The sequence below is a fragment of the Methanolapillus ohkumae genome (assembly GCF_032594355.1).
In the GTDB taxonomy this organism is placed as follows: Archaea; Halobacteriota; Methanosarcinia; order Methanosarcinales; family Methanosarcinaceae; genus Methanolapillus; species Methanolapillus ohkumae.
In genome coordinates, this window is record NZ_CP131061.1 from 956,954 (window position 1) to 982,822 (window position 25,869).

Annotated in this window: 24 protein-coding genes and 1 tRNA gene; 15 read left to right on the forward strand and 10 right to left on the reverse strand. The window is 40.9% G+C overall.

Annotation, left to right across the window (positions count from 1 at the left end; all coding sequences use genetic code 11):
• The first annotated feature begins 161 nt into the window (after positions 1–161).
• Positions 162–1,340, forward strand: a complete 1,179-nt coding sequence (locus MsAm2_RS04100; RefSeq protein WP_420846985.1) for a DNA topoisomerase IV subunit A — start codon at positions 162–164, stop codon at positions 1,338–1,340.
• Positions 1,341–1,585: 245 nt separating this feature from the next.
• On the opposite strand, the gene MsAm2_RS04105 is transcribed toward MsAm2_RS04100, so the two are convergent.
• Together MsAm2_RS04105 and MsAm2_RS04110 are read right to left on the reverse strand one after the other, a co-directional pair.
• Positions 1,586–3,049 (reverse strand): catalase, encoded by a 1,464-nt coding sequence (locus MsAm2_RS04105; RefSeq protein WP_338098510.1) that lies wholly within the window; start codon positions 3,047–3,049, stop codon positions 1,586–1,588.
• Positions 3,050–3,450: 401 nt separating this feature from the next.
• Complete coding sequence (locus MsAm2_RS04110; protein ID WP_338096999.1) at positions 3,451–4,092, reverse strand: DUF367 family protein; 642 nt, start codon at positions 4,090–4,092, stop codon at positions 3,451–3,453.
• Positions 4,093–4,253: 161 nt separating this feature from the next.
• Here MsAm2_RS04110 and MsAm2_RS04115 point away from each other — a divergent pair, with 161 nt between their 5' ends.
• From MsAm2_RS04115 to MsAm2_RS04165, 11 genes are all read left to right on the forward strand, one after another.
• A complete protein-coding gene (locus MsAm2_RS04115; protein WP_338097000.1) occupies positions 4,254–5,039 on the forward strand; it encodes a thymidylate synthase in 786 nt (261 codons plus the stop codon).
• Positions 5,040–5,214: 175 nt separating this feature from the next.
• Positions 5,215–5,973: a uroporphyrinogen-III C-methyltransferase gene (gene cobA, locus MsAm2_RS04120; RefSeq protein WP_338097001.1), complete on the forward strand. Its 759-nt coding sequence runs from the start codon at positions 5,215–5,217 to the stop codon at positions 5,971–5,973.
• A gap of 151 nt (positions 5,974–6,124) precedes the next feature.
• Positions 6,125–6,922 (forward strand): uroporphyrinogen-III synthase, encoded by a 798-nt coding sequence (locus MsAm2_RS04125; RefSeq protein ID WP_338097002.1) that lies wholly within the window; start codon positions 6,125–6,127, stop codon positions 6,920–6,922.
• A gap of 598 nt (positions 6,923–7,520) precedes the next feature.
• Positions 7,521–8,177 carry an ATPase gene (locus tag MsAm2_RS04130; RefSeq protein ID WP_338097003.1) on the forward strand — a complete coding sequence of 219 codons (657 nt, stop codon included), beginning with the start codon at positions 7,521–7,523 and terminating at the stop codon, positions 8,175–8,177.
• Between the two features lie 15 nt (positions 8,178–8,192).
• Positions 8,193–8,936 (forward strand): DUF5714 domain-containing protein, encoded by a 744-nt coding sequence (locus MsAm2_RS04135; RefSeq protein WP_338097004.1) that lies wholly within the window; start codon positions 8,193–8,195, stop codon positions 8,934–8,936.
• Between the two features lie 129 nt (positions 8,937–9,065).
• On the forward strand, positions 9,066–10,274 hold the full coding sequence (ahbC, locus tag MsAm2_RS04140; RefSeq protein WP_338097005.1) for a 12,18-didecarboxysiroheme deacetylase: 1,209 nt from the start codon (positions 9,066–9,068) through the stop codon (positions 10,272–10,274).
• Positions 10,275–10,467: 193 nt separating this feature from the next.
• Positions 10,468–10,552 (forward strand) — tRNA-Leu (locus MsAm2_RS04145).
• Between the two features lie 434 nt (positions 10,553–10,986).
• Positions 10,987–11,391: a pyridoxamine 5'-phosphate oxidase family protein gene (locus MsAm2_RS04150; RefSeq protein ID WP_338097006.1), complete on the forward strand. Its 405-nt coding sequence runs from the start codon at positions 10,987–10,989 to the stop codon at positions 11,389–11,391.
• 262 nt (positions 11,392–11,653) lie between these two features.
• Positions 11,654–13,222: an ankyrin repeat domain-containing protein gene (locus MsAm2_RS04155; protein ID WP_338097007.1), complete on the forward strand. Its 1,569-nt coding sequence runs from the start codon at positions 11,654–11,656 to the stop codon at positions 13,220–13,222.
• Positions 13,223–13,472: 250 nt separating this feature from the next.
• Positions 13,473–13,952, forward strand: a complete 480-nt coding sequence (locus MsAm2_RS04160) for a hypothetical protein (RefSeq protein ID WP_338097008.1) — start codon at positions 13,473–13,475, stop codon at positions 13,950–13,952.
• Between the two features lie 217 nt (positions 13,953–14,169).
• Positions 14,170–15,147, forward strand: coding sequence for an ankyrin repeat domain-containing protein (locus MsAm2_RS04165; protein WP_338097009.1), 978 nt, complete (start codon positions 14,170–14,172; stop codon positions 15,145–15,147).
• Between the two features lie 267 nt (positions 15,148–15,414).
• On the opposite strand, the gene MsAm2_RS04170 is transcribed toward MsAm2_RS04165, so the two are convergent.
• Positions 15,415–16,290, reverse strand: coding sequence for a CBS domain-containing protein (locus MsAm2_RS04170; RefSeq protein WP_338097010.1), 876 nt, complete (start codon positions 16,288–16,290; stop codon positions 15,415–15,417).
• 514 nt (positions 16,291–16,804) lie between these two features.
• Here MsAm2_RS04170 and MsAm2_RS04175 point away from each other — a divergent pair.
• Positions 16,805–17,797: an NOG1 family protein gene (locus tag MsAm2_RS04175; RefSeq protein WP_338097011.1), complete on the forward strand. Its 993-nt coding sequence runs from the start codon at positions 16,805–16,807 to the stop codon at positions 17,795–17,797.
• 171 nt (positions 17,798–17,968) lie between these two features.
• On the opposite strand, the gene MsAm2_RS04180 is transcribed toward MsAm2_RS04175, so the two are convergent.
• Positions 17,969–18,916 (reverse strand): hypothetical protein, encoded by a 948-nt coding sequence (locus MsAm2_RS04180; RefSeq protein ID WP_338097012.1) that lies wholly within the window; start codon positions 18,914–18,916, stop codon positions 17,969–17,971.
• Between the two features lie 207 nt (positions 18,917–19,123).
• Here MsAm2_RS04180 and MsAm2_RS04185 point away from each other — a divergent pair, with 207 nt between their 5' ends.
• Positions 19,124–19,252 (forward strand): hypothetical protein, encoded by a 129-nt coding sequence (locus tag MsAm2_RS04185; RefSeq protein ID WP_338097013.1) that lies wholly within the window; start codon positions 19,124–19,126, stop codon positions 19,250–19,252.
• A gap of 394 nt (positions 19,253–19,646) precedes the next feature.
• Here MsAm2_RS04185 and MsAm2_RS04190 read toward each other — a convergent pair whose 3' ends face one another.
• The 6 genes from MsAm2_RS04190 to thiI form a co-directional block, all read right to left on the reverse strand.
• Entirely contained in the window at positions 19,647–20,759 is a 1,113-nt protein-coding gene (locus MsAm2_RS04190) for a pyridoxal phosphate-dependent aminotransferase (protein WP_338097014.1), read from the reverse strand.
• Between the two features lie 60 nt (positions 20,760–20,819).
• A complete protein-coding gene (gene hxlB, locus MsAm2_RS04195; RefSeq protein ID WP_338097015.1) occupies positions 20,820–21,476 on the reverse strand; it encodes a 6-phospho-3-hexuloisomerase in 657 nt (218 codons plus the stop codon).
• Between the two features lie 58 nt (positions 21,477–21,534).
• Complete coding sequence (locus tag MsAm2_RS04200; protein WP_338097016.1) at positions 21,535–22,110, reverse strand: hypothetical protein; 576 nt, start codon at positions 22,108–22,110, stop codon at positions 21,535–21,537.
• Between the two features lie 368 nt (positions 22,111–22,478).
• Positions 22,479–22,718, reverse strand: a complete 240-nt coding sequence (locus MsAm2_RS04205; RefSeq protein ID WP_338097017.1) for a hypothetical protein — start codon at positions 22,716–22,718, stop codon at positions 22,479–22,481.
• Positions 22,719–22,878: 160 nt separating this feature from the next.
• Positions 22,879–23,667: a helix-turn-helix transcriptional regulator gene (locus MsAm2_RS04210; protein ID WP_338097018.1), complete on the reverse strand. Its 789-nt coding sequence runs from the start codon at positions 23,665–23,667 to the stop codon at positions 22,879–22,881.
• Positions 23,668–24,040: 373 nt separating this feature from the next.
• A complete protein-coding gene (gene thiI, locus MsAm2_RS04215; RefSeq protein WP_338097019.1) occupies positions 24,041–25,261 on the reverse strand; it encodes a tRNA uracil 4-sulfurtransferase ThiI in 1,221 nt (406 codons plus the stop codon).
• A gap of 181 nt (positions 25,262–25,442) precedes the next feature.
• On the opposite strand from thiI, the gene MsAm2_RS04220 reads away from it, so the two are divergent.
• Positions 25,443–25,823 (forward strand): carboxymuconolactone decarboxylase family protein, encoded by a 381-nt coding sequence (locus MsAm2_RS04220; RefSeq protein ID WP_338097020.1) that lies wholly within the window; start codon positions 25,443–25,445, stop codon positions 25,821–25,823.
• Positions 25,824–25,869 lie beyond the last annotated feature (46 nt).

A 25,869-nucleotide genomic window follows, 5' to 3' on the forward strand; every position in this document is an offset into this window, starting at 1 on the left:
AATCTGTTTCATCTGAATCGGCGGCTTTTGAAAAATCCGCCTCCAAGAACCTCTCTAAAAAGTCAAAATCGGATCATTCCGACGGGTTTGAGCCGGAGCGGAAATTTAAATTTGAAGGCGAGTCGGAACTGGAATCTGAATTGGAATCCGAATTTAACCGCATGCGGGCGGATTCTGTTCCGCCATCCGTTCTGAATTTTGAAACGGAATTGGATACCAACAGTGAGGAGTACAAACAAAAAATTTTGGAGAAAAAAGCCGCAAACGATGCTTGGACGAAAGGAAAATTGGTCCGCCTCGCCGGGGCTTTTTACGACCAATTTAAATCGGGCATTATCCCACACGTTCTCATGCCGTCGCGGACAAAACGAAATTTGGAATACAGCGATGAAAGCGAGGTTTGGGTATATGGCGACCTGGAAAGTGAGCGTTCCGCCAAAACCGTTAAGGGCGCACACCAATTGCTCAAAACCGTTTACGTTTCCGATTTCGTTGTGTCGGAACACTTGAAAAACAATCGCGGATCCACTTTAAGAGAATTGTATTACATCTCGGAAGGCTGGGGTCCGGCGAAATTCGGCGCCCAGCAGGAAAGCGACCGGTTGATTGAAGATTTGGAAATTATTACCGGCGCCCAGCGCGAATTTTTCCACGTCCGGCCGGAAGAGGACGGTGCGACCATGTATGGACCGATTACGATTCGGGAAGAGACGAAGCGGGGTTCTCGCCAAATCCATTGCCAACAAGATATCGGCGAAGGCGGCTATCAAATTCCGTTTAATGTGGAAAATATCGAATTTATCAAAAACGATGCCAGCATGATTATTGCCGTTGAAACCGGCGGAATGTATGCCCGTTTGATTGAAAACGGATTTGATGAACGGCACAACGCTATTTTGGTTCACCTCAAAGGGCAGCCGGCCCGTTCCACACGCCGGATTATCCGACGCATGAACACGGAACTTGGAATCCCGGTTGCGGTTTTTACGGACGGTGACCCATGGTCTTACCGGATTTTTTCATCCATCGCGTACGGAGCAATTAAAAGTGCGCACCTGTCCGAATATATGGCAACGCCTGACGCTAAATTTTTAGGTGTTCAGCCGTCCGATATTGTGGAATATGAATTGGCGACCGACAAGTTGACGGAACAAGACATTGCGGCGCTGCGCAGCGAACTATCTGATCCCAGGTTTGAATCCAAATACTGGAAAGAACAAATTAATTTGCAGCTTGAAATCGGCAAAAAGGCAGAACAGCAGGCGTTTGCCGGCAAAGGTCTGGATTTCGTCACGGAAACCTATTTGCCCAACCGGCTCAAAGATATGGGAATTTTGTAAAATGACAAATTTCCCTTTTATTTTTTCATTTTTTTTCATTTTCTTTTTTATTTAAAGCCGGGGTCCGGCCTTTGCGGCGCGCGCGGCGGGCAAAGCGGCAGCGTCCGGTTTATGAGAAAAAATAATATTTGAAAAAAAGAAAAACATAAATAAGAAAAAGAAAAAAAGAAAAACGGTCCGGAATTTTTATTCCGACCGAATCTGATTTTAATTTTGATTGATTTTTGATTTTTGATTTTTTTACATTAAACCGATTTTTCGACTTTGTCCCAGGAAATGCCCATGGCTTTTGCCACACCTTTTCCATAGTTGATGTCGGCTCGGGCACAATTGACGGCATGCCGGATCATTATTTTTTCTTCGGCGCCGCAAATCGCGCGGGCGGTGTTGTCAAACAGAACTTGTTTTTGAGCATCGCTCATCAAGTTAAACAAAAGTCCCGGCTGCGTGTAGTAATCGTCGTCGTCTTCCCTAAAATCCCAGTGGTCGGCTTCTCCGTATATCGGAAGTTTTGGTTCGCTAAATTCCGGCTGCTCTTGCCATTCTCCATAGCTGTTGGGCTCGTAATGCAGGCGGCGGCCGTAATTGTCGTCAAACCGCATTTGTCCGTCACGGTGGTAACTGTTGACCGGACAGCGTGGGGCGTTGACCGGAATTTGCATATGGTTGACGCCCAGGCGGTAGCGTTGTGCGTCGCCGTAGGAAAACAGTCTTCCTTGAAGCATTTTGTCGGGAGACAATCCGATTCCGGGAACCACATTGGCCGGGTTAAAGGCGGCTTGTTCCACATCGGCAAAGAAGTTTTCCGGGTTTTTGTTCAGTTCAAATTCTCCGACTTCGATGAGCGGAAACTCTTTTTTGTACCAAACTTTTGTCAAATCAAACGGATTGTACGGCATTTTTTGGGCTTGTTCTTCCGTCATGACTTGAATATACATTTTCCAGCGCGGGAAGTCGCCACGCTCAATGCTTTCAAACAAGTCGCGCTGATGGCTTTCCCGATCTTTTCCGACCAATTCGGCGGCCCCGGCATCGGTCAGATTTTGAATACCTTGCTGTGTCACCAAATGGAATTTAACCCAAACCCGCTCATTTTTGGCGTTGATCAGGCTGAATGTGTGGCTGCCAAATCCGTGCATGTGACGGAAGGATTTTGGGATTCCGCGTTCGCTCATTGTGATGGTGACTTGGTGGAGTGCTTCCGGAAGAAGCGTCCAAAAGTCCCAGTTGTTGTTCGCGCTTCTCATGCCGGTTCTTGGGTCACGCTTCACGGCGTGGTTAAGATCCGGAAATTTCAGCGGGTCGCGCAAGAAAAAAACAGGCGTGTTGTTTCCAACCAAATCCCAGTTGCCTTCTTCCGTATAGAATTTCATGGCAAATCCGCGAATGTCTCGTTCGGCGTCGGCGGCGCCGCGTTCTCCGGCAACCGTTGAAAACCGGACGAACATGTCGGTCTTCTTCCCGATTTTGGAAAATATTTTTGCGCAGGTGTATTTGGTAATGTCGTGGGTGACCGTAAATGTTCCAAAAGCGCCTGAGCCTTTGGCATGCATGCGCCGTTCCGGAATGACTTCCCGGTCAAAATTAGCCAGTTTTTCCAAAAACCAAATATTTTGAATCAGCATCGGTCCTCTTGGTCCCGCGGTAAAAACATTTTGGTTATCGACAACCGGCGCGCCGGCAGATGTTGTTAATTTTTGTTTTTTCATATCGCTTTCCTTGTGGTCCGCGTTCAGTTTTTTGTTGTCCATGATTTCTCCACCAGATTTTATTAATTTTTGACAAATTCAAAAAAACAGTGTGTCAAGTACATAAAATATGTAAGTCGGGGATGTCAATCAAAAATAACGGAATTAAAATCCGAATTACATAAACAGACCATATGACTGACTCATATAAATCATTTATTATAAATGTAATTTATATTTTAATAATATTTATATATATCCTAAAACAGTTTATTATGTTATGTCATCTGGATAAACGCCCGAAACGACGATTCAAAAATATTTCGGTAAAAATCAGGGGTTTGGGTTTTGGGTGAAATTTTAAAAAGTGTTGCCATAACGCATGTGAGCGGCGGCAACATGAAAAGATGATGCGGGTTTTGTTATCCCATGTCCAAGTATTGATTTTGAGCGGCGACGACTTCCGTGCTGTTTTTTGCGGCGGCGTAATCTGAAAGCGGTTCGGCGTTTAATTCGAAAAACGCCTGTCCCCATTTGAATTTGGACAATATTTTCTCAGCTTGATCTTTTCGTCCCAATATATAAAGAGCGGCGGCAAAGGCTTCGGCGGAATTGAGCCGAAATGGTCGTCCGAAATTGATGGGGTTGGCGGCCAAAAGATAAGGCAACGCTCTTTTTTGAAGATCCATTTGGTCCAACACCGGAAACGTGGTTTCGGCGTGTTCCCAGGAACAATCCAAGACAACAATTCCTTTTTTGAGGCGGTCTTCTCGGGAAAGCGCTTTTTCAGCACGCGGGTCCATAAGAATCGCGCCTTTGGGCGTTTGCCCGATATTTTCATACAAACGCACCAAATCGAATTTTTCCAATTTTTTCCCGCTGCATTTTTTCGGGTCGCATTGATTGGCATAATACAAATACAAGCGGACATCTTTTTGTTCCGGTGCCGCAAATTCCGTGGTCTGTTCCGCGGTCTGTTCCACTGTTCGTTCTGTTTTCGATTCTGTTTTAAAATCGGTTTTTAATTTTATTTTAGAACCGGTCTCTTCCGAATATTTTTTCATGAAATCCCCGAAAATTAATTTCAATGAGTTTAAATAATTTCAAAACATAATTTTGGTTCACACTTTAGGATTTTAATTAATAAAACTTTGCCTTGTTTTGTTTTTGTGTTCTTTTAATTTGTTTAGGATTTATTCAAAAATGATTGAATTGGACGAGCTTTATGAATCAAAAGTTGACCTTTGTGAAAGCCTATTCGGGGGAAGACATTGATTTTTTGTATAAAAAAATCACCGAAGACATTGTTTTAGATGGCAAAGACATTACGTTTGGCTCCGCTATGGAGCCTAAACGCGCGCGGGAAATTTACGCGACCATTCAACTTTATGGAAAAGCGATTGACGACGTTTTAGCCGGAAAAACGCCGGAAAATTTCCGATGGTCGGGTGATAAAATCACGGATTATCAAAACAGCTTTTTGGTTCCGCTTTCCGAAGTCGGAAAAAAACAGTATGATGACACGGATTTCGAATATACGTACATTGAGTTGATGCGCAAATTCAAAACAATTGAAGGCGACATCGACCAAATGGATATTTCTCAAAAAAAGCTTTCGGAAAACCTGGCCTCCAAAATTCAATCCAATCAAAATGTCGGCGTGATTTACCATCCGATGTACTGGAATTCCTACAATCCGCCTTGTTTTAATTGGTATCAAGTGCGGCTTTTGGATGACAACCAAGTTTCTCTCCGGCTCTTATTCCGGTCGAATGATTACGGGGATGCTGTTTGGGCAAATTTGTGCGGGATTGCGAAAGCGTTTGATGAATTGGTCATCAAACCGGCCGGATGTGTTTTGGTGGAAATAATTCTCACGTCGTCCTCCGCGCATATTTATGCGAATGAGGCGGATTTGGCGAAAAAAGTTTCCGGGTTTGATTGGGAGCGCAGCGAAAATGAGAAAAAATCATCTATTCTCCGGCTTTTGGGACACAAACCAAAAAAGTAATAAAGCGGATATTTATTGAATCTGTTAATGAATTTTCCGGATTATTATTGATTGTTTGATTATTGAATTAATTGTTTGATTATTGAATTAATTGTTTGATTATTGAATTGATTTGTTTAATTATTATTGATTTGTTTCGTTTACACGGATATGATTTTGACAGGAATTATCAAAAATGACACTCAAAACAGGAAAGGTTTATTTGGTTGGTTCGGGTCCGGGAGATCCGGATCTTTTAACCGTAAAAGCGCGCCGTTTGATTGACAACGCCGAAGTCGTTGTTTATGACCAGCTTCCGGGAAAAGCGATTTTGGATTTAATCCCTAAAACCGCGGAAAAAATCGACGCAGGAAAGTATGCCGGAAACCACACGCTCACACAGGATGAAATCAATGCCGTGATTGTTCAAAAAGCGAAAGAAGGCAAAAATGTTCTCCGGCTCAAAGGCGGCGACCCCTATGTTTTCGGGCGTGGCGGGGAAGAAGCGGAAGAATTAATTAAAGCCGGTCTTTCTTTTGAAGTGGTTCCGGGAATTACTTCTGCTGTTGCCGTTCCGGCTTACGCCGGGATTCCAATTACGCATCGGGAAAGCAATTCGATGGTGACTTTTATTACGGGGCATGAAGACCCGACAAAGGATGAAACCGGTCTTGACTGGGAACTTTTGGCAAAATTTAACGGGACGCTTGTCATTTTCATGGGCGTCAAAATGCTTGAGCGCAATTGCGGAGAACTTTTAAAGTACGGCATGAATCCAAAAACACCGGTCGCGCTGATTGAGCGCGGCACCCGGCCGGACCAGCGTGTCACAATCGGGACGCTGGATAACATTGCCCGGCTGGCGGTGGAACGGGATGTGAAAGCTCCGGCTTTGACCGTTATTGGAAATGTGGTCAATTTACATGACATTTTGGGCGAACAAATTGTCCGATAATTATGAAAAATCAATTTATTGAAAAATCGATGTTAATCGAAAATCAATAAATTATAAAATATTAAAAATTTGAAAATAATTGCAAATAAAATAATTGCAAATAAAATAATTGCAAATAAAATAATTGCAAAATAAAAAAGATGGAGTTAAAATGATGAGCGAGCATCCGGTTCTTGCGGTGATGCGTCCTGAAACTTATCGGGCGTCTTCCGAAGCGGCGGCAAAAGCCGCCGGTTTTAAGCCTTTGTTTGTTCCGGTGGTGACATTGGTTGGCATGAAGGATGAACATTTTGACGGTTTTTTGGACCGTGTTTTGTCCCAAAAAACCGATTACGTGATTTTCACAAGTGCGAACGGTGTCGAATACACACTCAAAAATGCCGGCAAGGATGAAAAATCGCTGATTGCTGCATTGAAGAAAGTTAAAATTGTTTCCATCGGTCCGACCACGACGAAAAAATTAGAATCTATCGGCTTGTCCGGCTCTTTGGTTCCCGGTGAATACAGTTCCAAAGGCTTGGTCAAAGAGCTGGGAAGTTCCGTTTCCGGAAAAATCATTGACATTCCCCGCAGTTTTTATGGCTCGGACGTTTTAACGAATGGTCTTATGGATGCCGGCGCGACGGTTTATGAAACACATGTCTACACCCTTCAAACGCCGGAAGGTGAAGAGCAAGATGAATTAATTGAAGCGGCGCTTGCCGGGGAAGTCGACGCATTCGCGTTTACCAGTTCCATGATGGTTCGGAATTTCTTTGATTTGGCGGACCAGGCCGGCGAAAAAGAAAAAATGATTCAAATCGTTCATGATTCTTGGGTGGGCGCAATCGGGTTTCCGACCGCGGAAACAGTGGAAGAATTCGGCGTGACCGTGGATGTCGTTCCGGATGAATTTACGTTTGAAGCACTGGTTTTGGCACTGAAAAAGAAGATGGAAGATGAAACATAATTTTGAAAAGCATGAAACATAATTTTGAAAAGCATGAAAAATAATTTGAAAAGAATGAAAAATGAATCTGATAAATGTTTTTCATATTTCATTTTTTGAAATATTCTTTTTCTGAAATATTCTTTCATTATCATTTATTATAGATTCTTCCAAAGATTTAAATAAGATGAATATGTCTTATCTGTTGTTCTATTAAAAAAATGGAGTGTGCATGAATTATGTTTCATTGTGATTATTCTGAAGAATCCCGAAATATAGACATGGTAATGAGGAATTTTAAATTGACTCCTTATCCGGAAGTAGCTGCTCGCTTGGATGAAGCGACACAGTATACGATTTCTGTTTTAGAAAAATAAATAAGAGATTGCAAAAAGAGCAATCTTTATCCCTTTTTATCCTTTTTGTACCTTTTTAAGTTGCATGGGTTTGATTTTTTTGTTTAATTTTATTGGTATTTTTTGTTTAATTTTATTGGTATTTTTTGTTTAATTTTATTGCTTTGTGAATAAATATTCTATTTATGTTTCAAAAATTATATTTATCCTGTGTTCTAATTGTAATTTCCAAATTTTATTGTTTTTACAGAGATGATTATAAAATGACTTCGCTTGACAAAGAATTGTTTGTTTTTGCGGGACCTAATGGCTCTGGAAAGTCAACAGTCATCGAAAATCATTTGGTGAATAAAATGTGTCCGGAAGTTTACATTTGTCCGGATCATTTGGTTGCGCCGGAAAAGAAAAATGATTTGGCAGCTTACGTTGAAGCCATGAAGCAAGCGGAAACCCTGCGCTTTAAAGCTTTGGAAGAAGAAAAGTCATTTACCTTTGAAACTGTTTTTTCGACAAAGGATAAATTGGATTTTTTGATGACAGCCAAACGCCTTGGCTATCATATCACAACGATTTACATAACGACCTCCGACCCGCAAATCAATCTCAACCGCATTGCTGAGCGCGTCAAAAATGGCGGACATGATGTTCCATCCGACAAGGTTTTGTCCCGCTATGAAAAAACAATGCGTCTCATGCCGGAAGTTCTTCTCAAATCCGATATGGCAAAAGTCTATGACAACTCATCCAGTTGCCCGGTTCTGGTTTTTGAAAAAGAAGAGTGCGGAGATTTTTTGCTTCTTAACCGGGAACAACGGCACAGCTGGGTGAACAAGTACATCACTTCTTATTTTGACAGCAACAAAATCCCAATTTCACAAGACTTGAATGTTTTGCAAACCGAAAAGTTGAAAGGTTTTTAATTTCTTTTTATTTTTATGAAACACACGTCTGGTTGTCTCATTTGTGGCAAAAGTTTGGTCTATTCCGAAATTCCCAAAAACATTCAATGTTTTATTTGTAAAGCAGACGCGGTTTCCATTGCCGAATGCGAAGACGGTCATTATGTCTGTGACCAATGCCATTTCAAAGACGGATACGAATATATTGAAAATTTTGTGCGCGCGGCGGACGGTAAAAATCCGATCGCGATTGCCGAAACCATCATGAAAAGCAAACTCATCAACATGCACGGTCCCGAACACCATTTTTTGGTGACGGCGGCGCTTTTAGCGGCATACAAAAACAGTGGCGGAGCATTTGGCGGAAGATTCGGCGAAGATTTGGATTTTAAAAAAGCCTTGGAGGCTGCCCAACAGCGGACCCAAAAAGTTCCGGGCGGAATTTGCGGAATGTGGGGCAGTTGCGGCGCTGGAATTTCCGCCGGAATTTTTGTGAGCCTTGTCACAAAAGCAACGCCGCTTTCCGAAAAAGAATGGAGTCTGGCCAATCAAATGACTGCGCAATGCTTAAACATTATTTCTCAAAACGGTGGTCCGAGGTGTTGCAAAAGAGATACGATCCTTGCTTTAAGACAAGCCATTGCCTTCACAAAAAGTCAATTGAATGTGGAAATGGACAGTTCGAATTTTATCTGTTCCTTTTTTCCTCAAAACAGTTCCTGCAAAGTTGAAAACTGTTTGTTCTATCCGAAAAGCACTCGTAATATCTTCACTTTATAAATAAATTATTTTTAATAGGCCAAAAATCAAAATAAATATGTTAAAATTAAATTGAAAAAAATCTCTTATTCATAATCATTCCGATTTCATGAGAAAGGCTTTTATTGATAATGGTATTAAGGTACGGCTATGATTGGTATTTCTAAATTATATTGCGGGACAGTGGAGCCGTCAGATGCGCTCCGATACAACCGCGATTCAAAACGTCTTCCTTCTCATCTTCTTCAGTTCTCAGCGGACAAAAAACCGGTGGTCGTCTGGAACATGACAAAAAGATGCAATCTGAGGTGCGTACACTGTTATGCGCATGCGGTGGACCCGGAATTTTCCGGAGGAAATGAATTGAGTACGGATGAGGGAAAAGAATTAATCGATGATTTAGCAGCATTCGGCAGCCCGGTAATTCTGTTTTCCGGCGGGGAGCCGCTTCTTCGAAAAGACTTGGTGGAACTGACGAAATACGCGAAAGAAAAAGGAATGCGTGCTGTAATTTCAACCAACGGAACATTGATCACAAAAGAAAAAGCCAAGCAGCTCAAAGATGTCGGCCTGTCTTATGTCGGTATTTCACTCGACGGCATGGAAGAAATTAATGATTTCTTCCGGGGACAAAAGGGCGCGTTTGCAAGAGCGCTTGCTGGGCTTAAAAACTGTCAAGAAGAGGGTATTAAGGTCGGTCTTCGGTTTACGGTTAACAAACACAATGTTTCTGAAATTCCGGCAATTTTCGAACTTTTGGAGCGGGAGAAAATTCCGCGGATTTGCTTTTACCATTTGGTTTATTCCGGGCGTGGCAGCGATATGGTCGCGGAAGACTTAACGCCCGAAGAATCCCGAAAGGCGGTGGATTTGATTCTTGAAAAAACGGCGGATCTTCATGCCCGCGGCTACATGGCCGAAGTGCTAACGGTGGACAATCACTGTGATGGCCCCTACATTTATCTCCGACTTTTGGAAGAAGATAAAAAACGTGCGGCGGAAGTTTATGAGTTGTTGAGCATGAACCAAGGAAATTCGACCGGTGTTGGAATCGGTTGTGTTTCTTGGGACGGCAATGTCCATCCGGACCAATTCTGGCGGCACTGTACGCTTGGAAACATTCGCGAGCGCAAATTCTCTGAAATTTGGACGGACACAAGCCACCCGCTTATGAAAGGACTCAAGTATCGAAAAGAATTGCTTTTGGCCAATGCATCTAAATGCGCCCGCTGCCAATGGTTAGATGTCTGTAACGGAAACTTCAGAGTCCGGGCAGAAGCCACTTCCGGAAATGTCTGGGGGGACGATCCGGCCTGTTACCTCACGGAAGAAGAAATTACAAAAAAGCCGGACATTTGACCATAATGCCGGCTGAATTTTTTTATTTTTAAAAATTATATTCCGATTTTCATTTCATATATTTTTAAAAATTATATTCCGATTTTCATTTCATATTTAATTTTTATATTTTATAAGCCAGCTTTAAATAAGTTGCAACGACAATTCCGTTACAATTTTTCTTTTTGTGTATTTAATTTTTATTTTTTCAATTGCGGGGGTTGCCAAGCCGGGTCAACGGCGCAGGGCTTAGGACCCTGTCCTGTAGAGGTTCGCGGGTTCGAATCCCGTCTCCCGCATTTTATAAATATGAAGGGGTTGGCTTTGTACAAAATTGAAAAAGATTTTGTTGTCTACGAGCATCATTGTACGGGCAGCACAGAATTAGACGCGGACCCCCGACGTTAGAAGTTCTTCCGGATAAAACCTTTCGCGAAGAACATCGGGTTTACTTAAAAGCCGTTCACAGCCCTTATTTTTATGAAAACAGTCATTTTAAACGGCAGCTATTTTTTTGACGGCTTGTTTTATTTAATTTTATTTTATTTAATTTTATTTTTGGATCCGGATGAGTTAAACAACATTTACAGGTATCAGATCCCCTCTATTATAAATAAATATATTTCTTGTGTGATAATCTTAAATCCAATTTCTTTCCGCTAGAATTAAATATTTAAGTTCTTTATTATAAAAGATTATTTAAAAAACAAAATATTTAAAATGAAGGGCCTACATGATTGATTTTGCAGCAATTTTGAAAGAGAATCCAAATGGCGTCCTTGCGACACAGGACGGAAAAAAAGTATGCACACGAGTATTTCAATTCTTGTGGGTGGACGAAAACAAAGTGTACTTCTGTACCGGCAGCGAAAAACCGGTCTACGCCCAATTAATGGCGAACCCGAATGTATCTTTTTGTACTTACCCGAAAGACTTCGCGCCTGTTTTATCCGTAAACGGTAAAGTGGTTTTTGTGGATGATCGTGCGTTAAAAACACGGATTTTGGAAGAAAATGCCCATATTAAAAATATCTATAAAACACCGGATAACCCGATTTTTAAATCGTTTTTTATCGATGTTGAAGAAATCAAAACATTCCATTTTACCGAAGGGCCAAAAACATATCCGGTTCAGTAAACATAAAATTCGGTAAAAATATCAAACCACTAAAATAAAAAAATTCGGAATCAATCAGCCTCATTTTTAAGCGGCTGGTTTTATTATTTTTAAAAGAAGAACGGTTTACTTAATTTAATCTATTTTTCACTTTTATTTTCATTAATTTCATTCATTTATTAATATAATATGATTTTAATTATTAAATGAGCTGCTGTCAACGTAGGGTATTCATATGATTACTCTTTACTAAGATTATTATATTAAAAATGGAGGAAAAATTATGAATTTCAGGGCTTTGGCAGGTGCCTATCAAAACAATGCGTCGCATGATGAAATTATGCAATTTTACACAAAATACATGGCAGAAAATCCAATTGATGATGATTCCGGCAACACACTTTTGCATGCGGCGGCTTATCATGCCGATATGCAAGCTGTCACACTGTTGTTGGATGCAGGTTACGATCCGGCCGTTAAAAATAACAAGGAGGAAAACGCACTCACTCAACTTGCGGCCATTCGCCCATCCTATTTTTACCAGCCGAATCCTGGCGACATTTATCAGACGGCCGGCTGTCTTTTGGCAAAAAATCCGCATCTTTGCCGGGGAAATAAATGCTATTTGATTGCGGCCAAAGACGGAAACGGTGAGTTTGTAAAAGCGCTTTTTGATAACGGCGTTAAAATCACCGGCACGGATGATTCCGGAAACAATGGGTTGCATCTTCTTTTCAGCTGTCTTTACAATCCGATGAATGATTTACGTTTAGCTCAAAAAAGGCTTGAAGATGCTCAAAGTTCCAATAATCAAGCAGCGGCGGATGTCGCGCAAAAAAATGTGGCAGATTATCAAAAGAAATTGGATACGGTCATGGACAACGTGTTTATGGTGGCAAAAGCATTTTTGGGCGCAGGAGTTGATCCGGAAGACAAAAACGAAATGCTTGAAACTGCTCATGTTTTGGCACAGCGGCAGGGCGCTACTTTAATCGGCGCCCTCCTAAAAGGCGAAATTTCCGGCGACGAGCCGGCGGATGATCCGAACGCAAAACTTCGGGCAGCGACCGGCGGCCGAACGCTGCACAAAGCCATCGGCGATGTTGAAGCCTTAAAAGCTATTGTTGCGCTGGGTGCTGACGTCAACGGCGTTGACGACATTTACGGATACGGAGAAGGAACGCCCTTGGCAGCGGCTTGTTTTGACTTTGATGAATTATCCATTCAAACACTTTTGGAACTCGGAGCCGACCCGAATTTTAAAGCCGGAGACGGGCGGTCTGCTTTGGCTTGGCTTTTTGTCCGCAATATTCCCATGAGTAAAGATAAAGTGAATACGGCCAAAATTATCGGGTCCATGGTGGAAAAAGGATTAGATATCAATGGCAATGTCAATGACCGCTCCGATACGCTTTTACTTTTGGCCTGCGCGTCCGAAAACGGCGACCATCCGGCCGATTGTACGGTTGAAAAAAGTGTTACATTCCGGCTGTCTGTGATTTTGGAAGCGTTAAAAAAAGGTGCCGATGTCAACCAACAAAATCTTGCGGGGCAGACGCCGCTCATGATTTCTTGTTTGGGCGAGCGGCATTTCAAAGAAGCGCCCAAAGCTCAGCTTTTGTTTTTGGAAAAAAATGCCGCGTTAGATTTGCGGGACAAAAACGGAAACACGGCATTGATTTATGCGGCTCAAAACACAAATCAGGCATTGTCAAAGGAACTTGCTGAAATGTTGTTTGAATTCGGAGACCCGGTTCCGGATGCTGTCAACAACGCCGGAAAAACCGCGCTTGATTACGCAACCGAAAAGAATAATGAAATGCTGGTCAAATTCTTACTTTCAAATATGTAAACTGCAAACTGCAAACTGCAAACTGCAAACTGCAAACTGCAAACTGCAAACTGCAAACTGCAAACTGCAAACTGCAAACTGCAAACTGCAAACTGCAAACTGCAAACTGCAAACTGCAAACTGCAAACTGCAAACTGCAAACTGTAAATTGTAAAGTGTAAAATAGAACGGCAAACTGTAAATGTAAATTATAAATGACAAACTGTAAATGTAAAACATATTCTTTAAAATCATAATGGGGGGAGTTTTTTTGAGTTCTTTTAATCCGCAAAAACCGGTCCAAAAAAAAGAGATTGATTTTGATTTAATCCATCAATGTTTGGAGGATGGACGCTTTTCCGAAGCGTCTCTTTTGCTCACCGCCGGAGAAAAAAGCAGCCGTCCGGATGTTTTATTTAATACGGGGATTTGCTTTTTGCAAGCCGGAGATTTTACATCCGCTGTCACCGTTTTGGAAAGTGCGGTTGTGGAAATTAAAAAGCTGGGACCGAAAAGTAAAATCATGAAAAATGATCTTTACAAAAAGTTGCGTGTCTCTGAAATTGATGACGGTATTTATTTAAAACCGATGGATATGAATTATGTGGAAACATTTTTGGAAATCGCGCAGGAAAACGTTCTTTTGGCGTTAAAAGATGCTTATTTGGGATGCGGCCTGACTGATAAGGCTCGGGGAGTTGTCGGCAGTCTCGTCGGCGATGAATTCGCGGCATTGAAAAAACAGTTTTAAAAAAGTTCCAACTCATATTCAAAGTCATTTAATTCATCTCATTCATCTTCAACAAGTCATTTAACTCAATTATTTAAAATCATTTAATCATCTTTAACAAGTCATTTAACTCAATTATTTAAAATTATTTAATCATCTTCAACAAGTCATTTAACTCAATTATTTAGAATTATTTAATCATCTTCAACAAGTCATTCAATAAAATATATCAGGAGACATGAAAGTGGATAATATTTTTTTAAATGCCTGTAAGCAGGGAAATAAAGGTATCGTTGAAGCCTTTGTCAAAAAAGGCGGCATTAATTACAATAAAAGAGATCCGATGGGGTGCACACCCTTGTATTACGCTTGTGTCAAAGGCTCCAAAGATATCGTTAAAATTTTAATCGACAATGGCGCCGATGCCACTCTGGCCAACAACCAAAGCATGACTCCTTTACACAGCGTTTCTCAAAGCGGCAACAAAGAAATCATGAAAATGTTAACCGATGCGGGCGCCGACATCAATGCGACGGACAAAGATGGAAAAACGCCGCTGATGTACACGCTTTCTCAAGGAAAAACGGAAGCCGCCAAATTCTTATTGGAGTTGGGCGCCGATAAAACCATTAAAGACAACAGCGGGCACACGGCGCTGGATTATGCAACCGCCAGCGGTCTGCGCGACATTATTGTGCTTTTGTCCGGGGATGTGGAAGAAAAAGACACGTCCGGAAACACGCCGCTTCACCAGGCTTGCTACAATGGCCAAAGTGAAGTGGTCACCGCTTTACTTGGCGGCAAACAGTTTAATGTCAACGCGCTGAACGATGCCGGAGAAACGCCGCTTCTGATTGCATGTATGCAGTCCAATCTAAATATTGCCGAATTGCTTCTTAAAAACGGCGCAGACGCCAATTTAAAACTTTTAAACGGCAACACGTCTCTGCATTATGCGGCATCCAAAGGGAATAAATTCGTGGGCAAAGCACTGATTGCGTCCAAAGCGGATGTGAACGCGAAAAATGAAGATGGTGAATCTCCGCTGATTGTCGCGGCGATGTGCGGCCAAAATGATTTTTCCGCCTTGCTTATTGAAAACAGTGCGGATGTGAATGCGGTGGACAATTTGGAACACTCGGCCATGCATTATGCGGCGGAGAAAGGGTATACTGAAATTGTCGAGCAATTAATCATCGCCGGCGCGGAAAATTAAAAAACCGGTCTTGCAATAGGAACAAAACAGAAAATTGGTAAAACTGATAAAATCAGGTTTTAAGTATACAGAAAAAACAAAAGAACAAAAGAAATAGCCTTAAATCTGTCGCCAAGACTTTTTTGAATTGGCGGCAGTTCTTTCTTTTTTTTCAAAAACATTAAAATGAATAAATGAAAATTAAAGCTGAAAAATTAAAGCTGAAAAATTAAAGCTGAAAAATTAAAGCTGAAAAATTAAAGCTGAAAAATGAAAAACCGTTTTTTTTTAGTAAACGGCTAATTCATTTAAGACATCTGTTTTGGACAAAATACCTTTGGGTGTTCCATCCACGGTGACAATCAGTTGTCCGATGTTGTATTTGTGGAACAGTTTGACGACATCGTAAAGCTGTGTTTCGCCGTCAACCGTGATGAGTTCTTTGGTCATGACATCTTTGACTTTCACATCTAATTTGGAATTGGCAACGGCGCGGGTCACATCGGATGTAGTGATGATGCCGATGATTTTTCCTTTGTCTTCCACAGCGGCACCATGAAGGTTTTTAGATAAAAAGTGCTTGGATGCTTCCTGCAAATCAGAATTGGGATTAATCGCAAGGTTGAGCGGCTTCATGTAGTTTTTGACATGCTTTTGCGGCAGAGATACGAGTTCTGTGATATCGATTAAAATGAGATTGTTGCTGTCGTCACGCCCATAAACGTCGCCGCAGACTGTTAAACGGTTGACCGGTGTGGGACCGACTTGAATTTTGTCGCCGGAGTTAAAACTTTTGACATTTCCGATAATTTTGATGATGCCTTTGCATTTGTCGGGATTTCGGACGGTTGTAAAAGAGATTTCGGCGGTGGTTGCGTTGTTGACAACCATACCGTTTCGGTAAACCGGAACATTGGTTTCTTCTTCCATCACTTCAATGTTGAGAACCTGGTAAGCTTCGCCGGTCGGCCGGTAACCGCCTTTGGGACCCGGAACGCCTTCGACCAATCCGAGCGCTTTTAAAAGTTGCATTTGATTCCGGATTGTCCCCGGGTTTCTGTGGATCAGTTCCGCGATTTCTTCACCCTTGACAGCAGATTCTTTCTGCCGCTGAATGTTGATCAAAGCCGCAATAATATCTTTTTGAATTGTTGTTAAATCCATCGGGGTCACCAAAATTATCTGATTTTATTTTGATTTTTTAATTTTTTAAAAATTGTAAAAATAGAAAAGATCGTCAATGTCATTTTTGTTTTTGTTTAAATTAATGATTAACAATTGGTTTAATTGTCATCATTATTTATATATATATTCATTGAAACGGATTTTAGAAAGATTTTATTTTTTTAAAAAAATAAATATGTTTTAAAAAGAGACCGTTTGCCATGAAAATGATAGAAATAAAAATAATCGTAAAATTGAAAAATAAAAATAATCATAGAATTGAAAAATAAAAATAATTGTAAAACTGAAAATAAAAATAATCGTAAAATTGAAAAATAAAAATAGCGGTAAAAATAGGAAAGGCTTATATGCAAGCCGCCTGTGTATTGGGTTCTGTATTTAAATTGCGGATTTTCATCAATTTTTAAATTGACTCTTTTATCTGTCTTCCGAATTGATTTTATCCATTTATCCATCTCCTGTCTTTCTTTTTTGCAGGTTTTGGGGTTTTATTATGATCTTTGAAAAAATAAAAACTATTCCCACATCGGAAGAGCTTTTAGACAAAGCGTTCCGGCGCTCGACGCGCACCATGGCCGGCAAAAAAATCGACGGCCCGACTTCCCGCTGCGAAGCCAATGAAGCGATGCTTTTGACGGCGGCCAATATTTTAACGGACAATTTGTCCAACGTAACCCGCATGTTTCCGAATTTTGAGTCTTTGCCGCCGTTTTATTATGATTTGGCGGACATTTTAATCGGTGTCGACCGCATTAAAAAATCGTTGTCCCGGGTGGACTGGGCCTCTTCTAAAATTCATACGCTTGCCCGCGATTATGTTGGAAAAATCCGGGGAAATCCGGCGCCGGCCGACGCCCGCAAAGAAGCGTTTGGGCGTATCAGCTCCATTATTTATTCGATTGAATCCGATTTAAAAACTCTTGGAGATGCCAGAAACGCGCTTCGGAATTTGCCGGATATTCGGGCCGAGCCGACTATTATCGTTGCCGGTTATCCCAATGTCGGAAAATCCAGCTTTGTGTCTTATGTGACAAACGCGACACCCGAAATCGCGGCTTATCCGTTTACCACCAAAGGAATTCTCATCGGCCACATGGAAATTAATAATATTCGTTATCAAGTGATTGACACGCCCGGACTTTTGGACCGCCCGATGTCGGAGAGAAATGATATTGAGCTTCAAGCGATTACCGCGCTTCGGCGTCTTGATGCCGTTGTGATGATTTTGATTGACCCCAGCGAAAGCTGCGGTTTTGAAATCGGGGATCAATTAAAAATGTCGCATGAAATTCAGGCTCAGTTCTCCTTGCCATCGATTATTGTCGCGAACAAATCTGACCGGGAAGAATTTAAAAAACCGGATGAAATAAAATATGTCATTTCAACGGCAACCGGAAACGGCATTGATGAATTGATTCAAGAATTGGTCCGAATGATTCCGGTTCCAAAAAAAGAGTTTGAAGAGCCGAATCCTTTCGGCTATTGATTTTTTTCTATTTTTTGTTTTTGTTTTTGTTTTTATTTTTGTTTTTTTGTTTTCGCATTTTCGCGGCACAAACGCATGTTATGGCAACATATTTTTTTAAGATTTGAGTAAAACCGGACGGCTTTTTTGAGTTAATAAAAATAAAAACGAATAAAAACTGTGGCGGTTTTTTTATTCAACATCCGGCAAAGAAATCAATATTTCCTCTTGAGCCGCTCTGTTTTCTTCTAATTTGGAGTTTGTTTCTTCTAATTTTTGATTCAGAATTTTGTCCATTTCTTTGATTTTGTTCATTAAATCCACCAACTGATTCATATTTGTGCGGATTTGATTGCGGACGGAAAAATCCGTAAAAAAATTGTCAAACCAAAAATCTATGATGCGATCCGACTGCGATATTTCGTTCAGTTCAAATTGGTCCAAATTTTGAACGTCTTTGAGTTCGGATTCAAACTCTTTGAGTTGGGCGGACAGATGCCCAAAAAGGCGTTCGGCTTTGTCGATTCGGTCATATTTTGCAGCATAAGTTAAAATGCCGCCTCCAAACCACAAATCAAATGTGGCCCAATTGTCCGCGCTGTCCAGCATATCAAATGTAGAATCAGCTGTTTTTTGGACAATAATTCCGGCTTGAATGGCTTCAATAATTTCCGTTTTTTCCTGGAGCAGACTTTGCCGTTTCTCATCCAGTTCCAAAAATTGTGACTTTTCGTTTTTCGAAAGCCTGGACTTAAAAACAGCCCGTCTTTTTCTTAATATCTGATGGTATTGGGAAGACAGGGTTAGAAGTTCCGAGATTTGCTTTTCCATGATTATTTTTTCATCGTTTAAAACATCCAAGTTGGCCGCCACTTTGTCGTAATTTAATTTTGCTTCAATTTCTTGTTGCTTTTGTTTTTCAAGACTTTTTTCATATTTACCGGTGATTTTTAGAACAAAACCGGACAGCGATTTGGACTGCATCATCCGGACGTCAAAACATTCTTTTTCATACCGGGAAAGCAGTTTTTTTGTGTCTTCTTCAGCAAACCGGATTCGCATTTCAAGATCGAACATTTTGTTTTCAAGGAATGGTAAAATCCGTATTTTGTCCCGAATTTCAATCATATTGGTTTTCATAAAGCATACTTCTAAAATAATGTATATAAGGTTTTCAATATTTTTTAATATTACAGAAAAAAACAACAACAAAAAACAACAACAAAAAACAACAACAAAAAACAACAACAAAAAACAACAACAAAAAAATCATGATTTATTCAATCCAAGCAAACCCTCCCGAAAATTCGGACGCGTTCCGCGTCTCGAATTTCTCGGAATTCTAATATGAAAAGAAATGTGTGGAAAAATGCAGCAATGCTCAAAACCGCATCAGATTGCAGCAATGCTCAAAACCGCATCAGATTGCAGCAATGCTCAAAACCGCATCAGATTGCAGCAATGCTCAAACTGTGAACTGCGCAGCAATGCTCAAACCGTGAACTGCGAAAGCATTGTTCAAACCGTGAACTGCGCAGCAATGCATTTCACAAATCTATCTTTTGATAATAATCTGAGAAATTCGAGACGCGAAACGTGTCCGAATTTTCGGGTGGGTTTACACATTTTTTTTCAATAAAATGTATCCCGGATTTGAAAAATAATTCAAAAAACAGTCAATTTTTTTGAAAAATAATTCAAAAAACGCCCACGAGATTTGATTTATTTTTCAAAAATGTGTCGCCATAACGCGCGCACGCCGCGGCCAAAACAAAAAAACAAAAAAACAAAAAAACAAAAAAACAAAATAAAAAAAACAAAAAAAAACAAAAAAAAAACAAAAAAAATCAGAAAAATGTGTGGAAAAAGTTCAAAGAACTTTTTCCATAATCGTCAGTGCTTTTTTAATATCTTCCATGGACGCCGCATAGGAAATTCGGATATGGTCTTTTCCGCGGGTTCCAAAAGCGGTTCCCGGGGTCACGACGACATCGTTTTTCAAAAGCGTTTCCGCAACTTTGTCACATTCCGAAATTTCCGGGAACGCGTAAAATGCGCCTTTGGGCATCACACAGGGAAGACCAATGTCATTCAGGCCTTTTACCAAAACATCCCGCCGGCTCTTAAATTCTGTTTTCATGCGGACGACCGATTCTTGCGGTCCGGTCAAAGCCTCAACCGCGGCTTTTTGGGCGATGGAGTTTGCGCATGCTTGCAAATATTGATGCACTTTTAAAATTTGTCCGACATAATTTTCCTTGGCGGCCAAATATCCGATACGCCAGCCGGTCATGGCATAGCTTTTGGAAAAAGCGTTGATGGTAATGACATTGTCTGAAAATTGAGCGGGGCTGACGTGTTCGCCGTCATAAATGAAATATTCGTAAACTTCATCAGAAATGAGTGTGATATTTTTGTCGTCAGCGATTTCCGCAAGCGCTTTAATGTCCGCTTTGGACGAAACGGCACCGGTCGGATTTCCGGGAGAATTTAAAACCAAGGCTTTGGTTTTGGGGGTGATTTTTTCAAGAACATCGCTGACGTCCAGCGTCAAATCTTCTTTTAAATTGACACCGATATCTTTTCCATGGAGAAGGCGAACAATGGAGTTGTATGCCAAAAATCCGGGGTTGGGAATAAGAACTTCGTCGCCGGGGCTGACAAGTGCCGCCATGGAGATGTAGAGCGCTTCTGACGCGCCGGAGGTGACCATCACTTCATTGTTTTTCACCGAAATTTTGTTTTCGCGCTCCAATTTGCCGCAAATCGCGTTTCGAAGTTCGGGAATTCCAAGACCCGCTGTGTATCCTGTAAATCCGTCAGTGATCGCCTGAATTGCCGCTTTTTTGATGTTGTCCGGCGTATCAAAGTCCGGCTCTCCGATTCCGAGATTAATCGCGTTTGGACCGGCAGCTTCAAAAAGTTTGCGGATTCCCGAAATATTCACATTCGATACACCGGCTGAAAATCTGTTTTCCGACATTTTAAAAACTCCATTTTTTATTTATTTTATGATCAGAATTTCATTTGCTTTTCAATTTATTTATTCCAAATTGGCGTGCCGGGCTTTCATTTCGTCTTCCGAAACGCCGGTAATTTCAATCAGCTGAGCCACGATGGAATCTAAAAAAATCAAAGTGAATATTTCAAAGGAGGTTCCCATCGGCGCTGATGTCGAACCAGGTGCTGATTTTGAGGAAGCTGTATTATTTTTTATATCGTCGGCTTTGGATTTGGACGGAAGAACCACATTGACGTCGGACAATTTTCCGAGTTCGGTTTCCTCTTTGGAAGTGATCCCGATAATTTTTGCGCCGGCTTTTTTGGATTTTTGGGCAGCGTTTAAAACGGATGCGGTTGTTCCGGAACCGGAAATCGCTAAAAGAACGTCCTCCGCTTTTATGGCGGGCGTCGTTGTTTCTGCGACAACGAACGCGTCAAATCCCATGTGCATGAGGCGCATCGCAAATGCTTTTCCCATGAGGCCAGAGCGCCCGGCACCGGACACAAAGATGTGCCCACCACTCTTTTTGGTGTCGACGATTTCTTCGAGCATCGCGCAGACGTCTTGTTTTTGAATGCTGCCGGAAACAGACCGGATTTGCTCCGTGATGCTGTTCATTGTCGAAAATACCAGGTCGGACGATTGAACCGTAAATTTGCTGATTTCATTGCTTGCGCAGCAGTTTTTTTTATCCATAAAAATCTCTCGAAATTTTAAAATTCATAAATCATTTAAACAGGCATGCAGCGGGACATTAACATTTGCAGACAAAGTCAAATCCGAGGAAAAAAGTTCCTTTTTCGGGGGATTTGTCAAAGTTGTAGGCTTTTCGAATATATTCATCACTTGGCGTTGATGGTGAGCCGAGAACCGCTTCTTTGACCCGGCAGGAATCTTTAAAATCATAGGGTTTGGGCGGCAAAATCACAATCGGTTTTCCGCTGGCGGTTGGAACTTTGCTTTTGTCGATGATAAATGTTCCCATCACCAAATAATTCGGCTGATTTTCATATTGGCAAACTTGGTCGACGGCGCAGTCAAAGCCGACAATTTCGCCGCCTTGCATCATAATGACATTGGGGGGCTCTGGCCAAACGTAGGCCTTGGTGGTGGTAAAACAAAGAATACATTCTTTTTTAAAGACTTCTTTGACGCCTTGGTTGTCGCCTTCGCCCATTCCCATGAGGACGTTGCCGTTGGCGGCTTCTTCCAGGCGTTCAATTTCGGCTTTGTCCGCCTCTGTCAATTCGAAAACGCAATCCACTCCGGTAACGCCGGACAAATGAGCTTTGACTTCTTCAATCAACTCTTTTTCAAAATTGTTTGGCATAATGTATCGACTCCCATAAAAATAACTATCAAATGACCAATATGAAATACAAAATTCGTCCATCATAATATTAAAAATCATAACATAAAAATCGGTAGATCTGACCGATTACGGATTTTAATTTGTTTATCCCTATCTTTTCATTAAGGGCGAAAATGTATTTTAAATTATTTCAAAAAAAAATTCCTACGCTTCGCTTCTGAATATTTCAAAGGGAGTTTTGGGTATTTGCCGCCGAAGTTTGCTTTTGTGAATGTTTTCTTTTTGGTCACAGCAATTTCGAACAAATAAACAACTTTTATTTCCATTCGGGCAAATCTTCCCGAAAATTCGAGATGCTTTGCATCTCGAATTTCTCGGAATAGTTACTATAAATAGATTTGTTGGCAAAAAAGAGCAGCATTAAAGAAAAAATGGATTGCAGCAATGCTCAAAACCGCATCAGTTTGCAGCAATCGCAACTGAAAAGCTATTTTTGAAACAAATCCGGACGGCAAGTTGTCCCCCCGCCATTTAAAAAATTTCGAAGCGAAGCGGAGGAATTTTTCAGCAATGCTCAAAACCGCATCAGTTGCAGCAATTTTAAAAATCTTTTTTAAAAAAGCCACCCATTGGTTTTGTTGAAATATTTTAAAATTGGATGCCATAACGCGCGCGGCGGCGGTGCCAAAAAAATACAATATACAATAAATACAAAAAAGTAAAATAACAAGGAAAAAGAATTAACCGCATATTTTCAAATGCGGTATTCTTCTGATTCTTTTTTGCTCATGGTAATTTGTCGATTTTTTTGGATCGGTCCACAAAGAATTGCGTTAAATCCGTTCCCCAATTCAATGAGCGGTCGTCCATGGCCACCAAATACTTTTGTGAGTCATAAAGCCCGTTTTTGTAGAACAAGGAGAAGTAAAGGTAGGTATCGGTCGTAATGACAAACAAATTGACGGAATCAATCACATAGAGCTCGTTTCCTTTGATTTGGAGGTAGGATTCCAAAAGCGGCTTGTAGTCCAGCCGGAGTTTGTCGTAAACGTCTTGCGTCAAAACAATTTTTGCGGGAATTTTGCGGTTGACGGTCTCTTCAAACATTTCAAGACTGGATGGCATGAAAACGGACATAACTCCTTGGATGGATTTGGCGGTGTCTAATTTGTCCAAAATCAAACGGTTTTGTTCAAAAACGTTCTTGGCCGGGTCCTGGAACATGACACAGTTTTCCAACTCATTAAAGCGTTCCAACATCGAAAGTGGAATCGCGTTGGTATCATGGTCGGTCCAAAATTCGCTGGTTTCTTCCAATACATTCAAAATCTCAATCAGTGGGCGGAAGTAAGTCAAAACAACTTTTCCAATCGGTGTTAAATGGTATTCGTTGTTGATTTTTTGAATCATATCCGCTTCAAGAAGTTCCTTGATGCGGGGATAAATTTCCGGTGTTTTCACATCGAAATAATTCTTAATTTCAACCAATGTGCGCGGCTTGTCGGAAATCAAAAAAAGCAAATCTCTTCTTTTTTCTGAAAACGTAACAAGACTTAAAAGGCCTTTTCCTTGCATGATTTTCCTCCATTTTTTCATTTTTCAAAAACAAAGCAGTTAATTATATCGATTATTATATTGTTTATTTTGTTTATTCTTTTGTTTATTATACAGGATATTATATTATTTATAATATAATTAATAAAATATTATTATATCTATCCATATAATTAATAGTTCATTCCATATGAAAATTATAGTAATCGTATAAATGAATCCATATATAAATATAAAGTTTTCGAAGTAAAAATGAACTCAAAATATAATATAAAATTAGAAAAATGTAGAAGAAGCGAAAGTATTCGGCACGTTTTATGATTTTGATACTTTATATTTAAATTATATTTAATATTTCTCATTTTATAATTTTTTTGATTATTTTATATTTTGATTATTTTATTTCAATTTCATTTTCCGGTGAAAATTCAATAATTTCGGCATCATTTACCATATTTTGAATCATTTCTTCTAAATTAAAACGGAAACGATTTTCTTCATCCAGCGCAACTGTCAGTTTAGCTTTAATTTCCGGTTTTTCAGGAACTGCCGAACACTCTTTTTCATCCGATGCCCGGATGGAATTATCAAACGTTCCGATTTTTCGTGCCAGGTCGATAATTTCCTGTTTGTCGTACGCAATGAGCGGATGATAAAGCGGTAAGCAAAGGCCGTATGTTTCACAAATCATATTTTCTGCCGTCTGAGACGCGACCTGTCCGAGAGATGATCCTGAAATTATTCCGACGGCACCTGTTTTTTTCATCACGGCGCCCGCAACTCTAAACATGGAGCGTTTGCACATCAAACAAATGTTTTTTGATGAACAGGTTTCCATCATGGATCTCATGTATTCGCCGTGCTTGATCCGGTAAAATTTATGCCGGCGGCCGGGTGCCCATGAAAAAAGAACTTGAGCGTTGTCGATGGCTTTTTCAATTGCAGTTTGACTCATGTAAGGGGAATTATCAAAAAAAATCGGAATAATATCAATGCCGCGCTTCATCATCAGCCAGGCCGCCACGGGGGAATCAATGCCACCGGACAGTAAAACCACCATTTTTCCTTGGGTCCCCGTCGGAAATCCGCCCGGACCTTTGAGGTTGTTCAAATAAACATACGATCGACTTTGTCGGACTTCAACGAAAATTTCACGGTCCGGATGAGTTAAATCAACCGATGGTGTTTTTCCGGCAGCGATGAGTTTTTCCCAAATAGCATCTCCGCAAATCCGGGCGATATCGTTTGAAGAATAAGAATGATTGCCGGATCGGCGTGCACGGACAGCGTAAGTTTGTCCGTCTTTGATTTCTTCTCCGCCGATGGTGGCGCAAAGCGCCGTTATTTCTTCCGGATCGGCCGAACAGGAAAAGGCCGGCGAGACGCTGACAACGCCAAAAACGCGGGCGATGATTTCCGGGGCAAGCGGGCTTTGGGTTTCCACAAAAATGCGCCCGAAATCTCGTAATATTTTTGAAAAAGGAATGCCGTTGGCTTTAAGCATGGCGGATATATTCATTTTTAAAATTTCTTCATATCGGTCCCGAACGCCGCGACTTTTTAAAGAGAGCTCTCCATACCGGACGATGACAATGTTTTTTTCGGGAAAAGACAAATTCATATCCCCTGATTCTGATGCTTTTTATATGAACTTTTTCATTTGGCTTTTCATTTCGGTTCTTTCATTTTTTATTACAGATGTGGTACCAAAATTTATATAAAAGATTTCAAATATTTATTTTGCTTAGTTGTTATTTGTTTGATTCAAAGTATTTCAATAGCCAGGTGGAAAAATTATGGAAAAATCAGGAAAAGAAATCGTGGATAGCATTGGCCAAAAAATGGGATTTACCCCGCACGTTCTTGAAACATTGGCCGCTCTGGATGAAGATTTTGTGAAGAGGTACGGCCACTGTGACGGCCGCCTTTTAAGTGATGGCGTGCTTCCGGCCAAGACAAAAATCTTGATGGCGCTTGCGGTGGTCGCGTCTAAACAATGCGAATATTGTGTTATGTCTCAAATGAGAAGCGCTCTTCACCACGGAGCCACCAAAGAAGAAATTATGGAAGCCATGGAAGTAATTTCCATCACTTCCGGTGCGCCGGCAGTTGCCGCTTGCCGTGAAGCGCTTCGTGTTCTTCTTTTGGAAGGAAAAACCAGTAACAAAAGGGACTAATTTCCCTTTTTTTATATTTTAATTTCTCATTATCGTTTTTTGTTAT

Coding starts and splice junctions, on each gene's coding strand:
- MsAm2_RS04100 (WP_420846985.1), top strand. CDS start 162: ATGCGGGCGGATTCTGTTCCGCCATCCGTTCTGAATTTTGAAACGGAA.
- MsAm2_RS04175 (WP_338097011.1), top strand. CDS start 16,805: ATGATCTTTGAAAAAATAAAAACTATTCCCACATCGGAAGAGCTTTTA.
- MsAm2_RS04190 (WP_338097014.1), bottom strand. CDS start 20,759: ATGTCGGAAAACAGATTTTCAGCCGGTGTATCGAATGTGAATATTTCG.
- MsAm2_RS04165 (WP_338097009.1), top strand. CDS start 14,170: ATGAAAGTGGATAATATTTTTTTAAATGCCTGTAAGCAGGGAAATAAA.
- MsAm2_RS04115 (WP_338097000.1), top strand. CDS start 4,254: ATGAATCAAAAGTTGACCTTTGTGAAAGCCTATTCGGGGGAAGACATT.
- MsAm2_RS04155 (WP_338097007.1), top strand. CDS start 11,654: ATGAATTTCAGGGCTTTGGCAGGTGCCTATCAAAACAATGCGTCGCAT.
- cobA (WP_338097001.1), top strand. CDS start 5,215: ATGACACTCAAAACAGGAAAGGTTTATTTGGTTGGTTCGGGTCCGGGA.
- MsAm2_RS04135 (WP_338097004.1), top strand. CDS start 8,193: ATGAAACACACGTCTGGTTGTCTCATTTGTGGCAAAAGTTTGGTCTAT.
- ahbC (WP_338097005.1), top strand. CDS start 9,066: ATGATTGGTATTTCTAAATTATATTGCGGGACAGTGGAGCCGTCAGAT.
- MsAm2_RS04150 (WP_338097006.1), top strand. CDS start 10,987: ATGATTGATTTTGCAGCAATTTTGAAAGAGAATCCAAATGGCGTCCTT.
- MsAm2_RS04200 (WP_338097016.1), bottom strand. CDS start 22,110: ATGCCAAACAATTTTGAAAAAGAGTTGATTGAAGAAGTCAAAGCTCAT.
- MsAm2_RS04105 (WP_338098510.1), bottom strand. CDS start 3,049: ATGAAAAAACAAAAATTAACAACATCTGCCGGCGCGCCGGTTGTCGAT.
- MsAm2_RS04180 (WP_338097012.1), bottom strand. CDS start 18,916: ATGAAAACCAATATGATTGAAATTCGGGACAAAATACGGATTTTACCA.
- MsAm2_RS04110 (WP_338096999.1), bottom strand. CDS start 4,092: ATGAAAAAATATTCGGAAGAGACCGGTTCTAAAATAAAATTAAAAACC.
- MsAm2_RS04125 (WP_338097002.1), top strand. CDS start 6,125: ATGATGAGCGAGCATCCGGTTCTTGCGGTGATGCGTCCTGAAACTTAT.
- MsAm2_RS04220 (WP_338097020.1), top strand. CDS start 25,443: ATGGAAAAATCAGGAAAAGAAATCGTGGATAGCATTGGCCAAAAAATG.
- MsAm2_RS04210 (WP_338097018.1), bottom strand. CDS start 23,667: ATGCAAGGAAAAGGCCTTTTAAGTCTTGTTACGTTTTCAGAAAAAAGA.
- MsAm2_RS04170 (WP_338097010.1), bottom strand. CDS start 16,290: ATGGATTTAACAACAATTCAAAAAGATATTATTGCGGCTTTGATCAAC.
- hxlB (WP_338097015.1), bottom strand. CDS start 21,476: ATGGATAAAAAAAACTGCTGCGCAAGCAATGAAATCAGCAAATTTACG.
- MsAm2_RS04130 (WP_338097003.1), top strand. CDS start 7,521: ATGACTTCGCTTGACAAAGAATTGTTTGTTTTTGCGGGACCTAATGGC.
- MsAm2_RS04185 (WP_338097013.1), top strand. CDS start 19,124: ATGAAAAGAAATGTGTGGAAAAATGCAGCAATGCTCAAAACCGCATCA.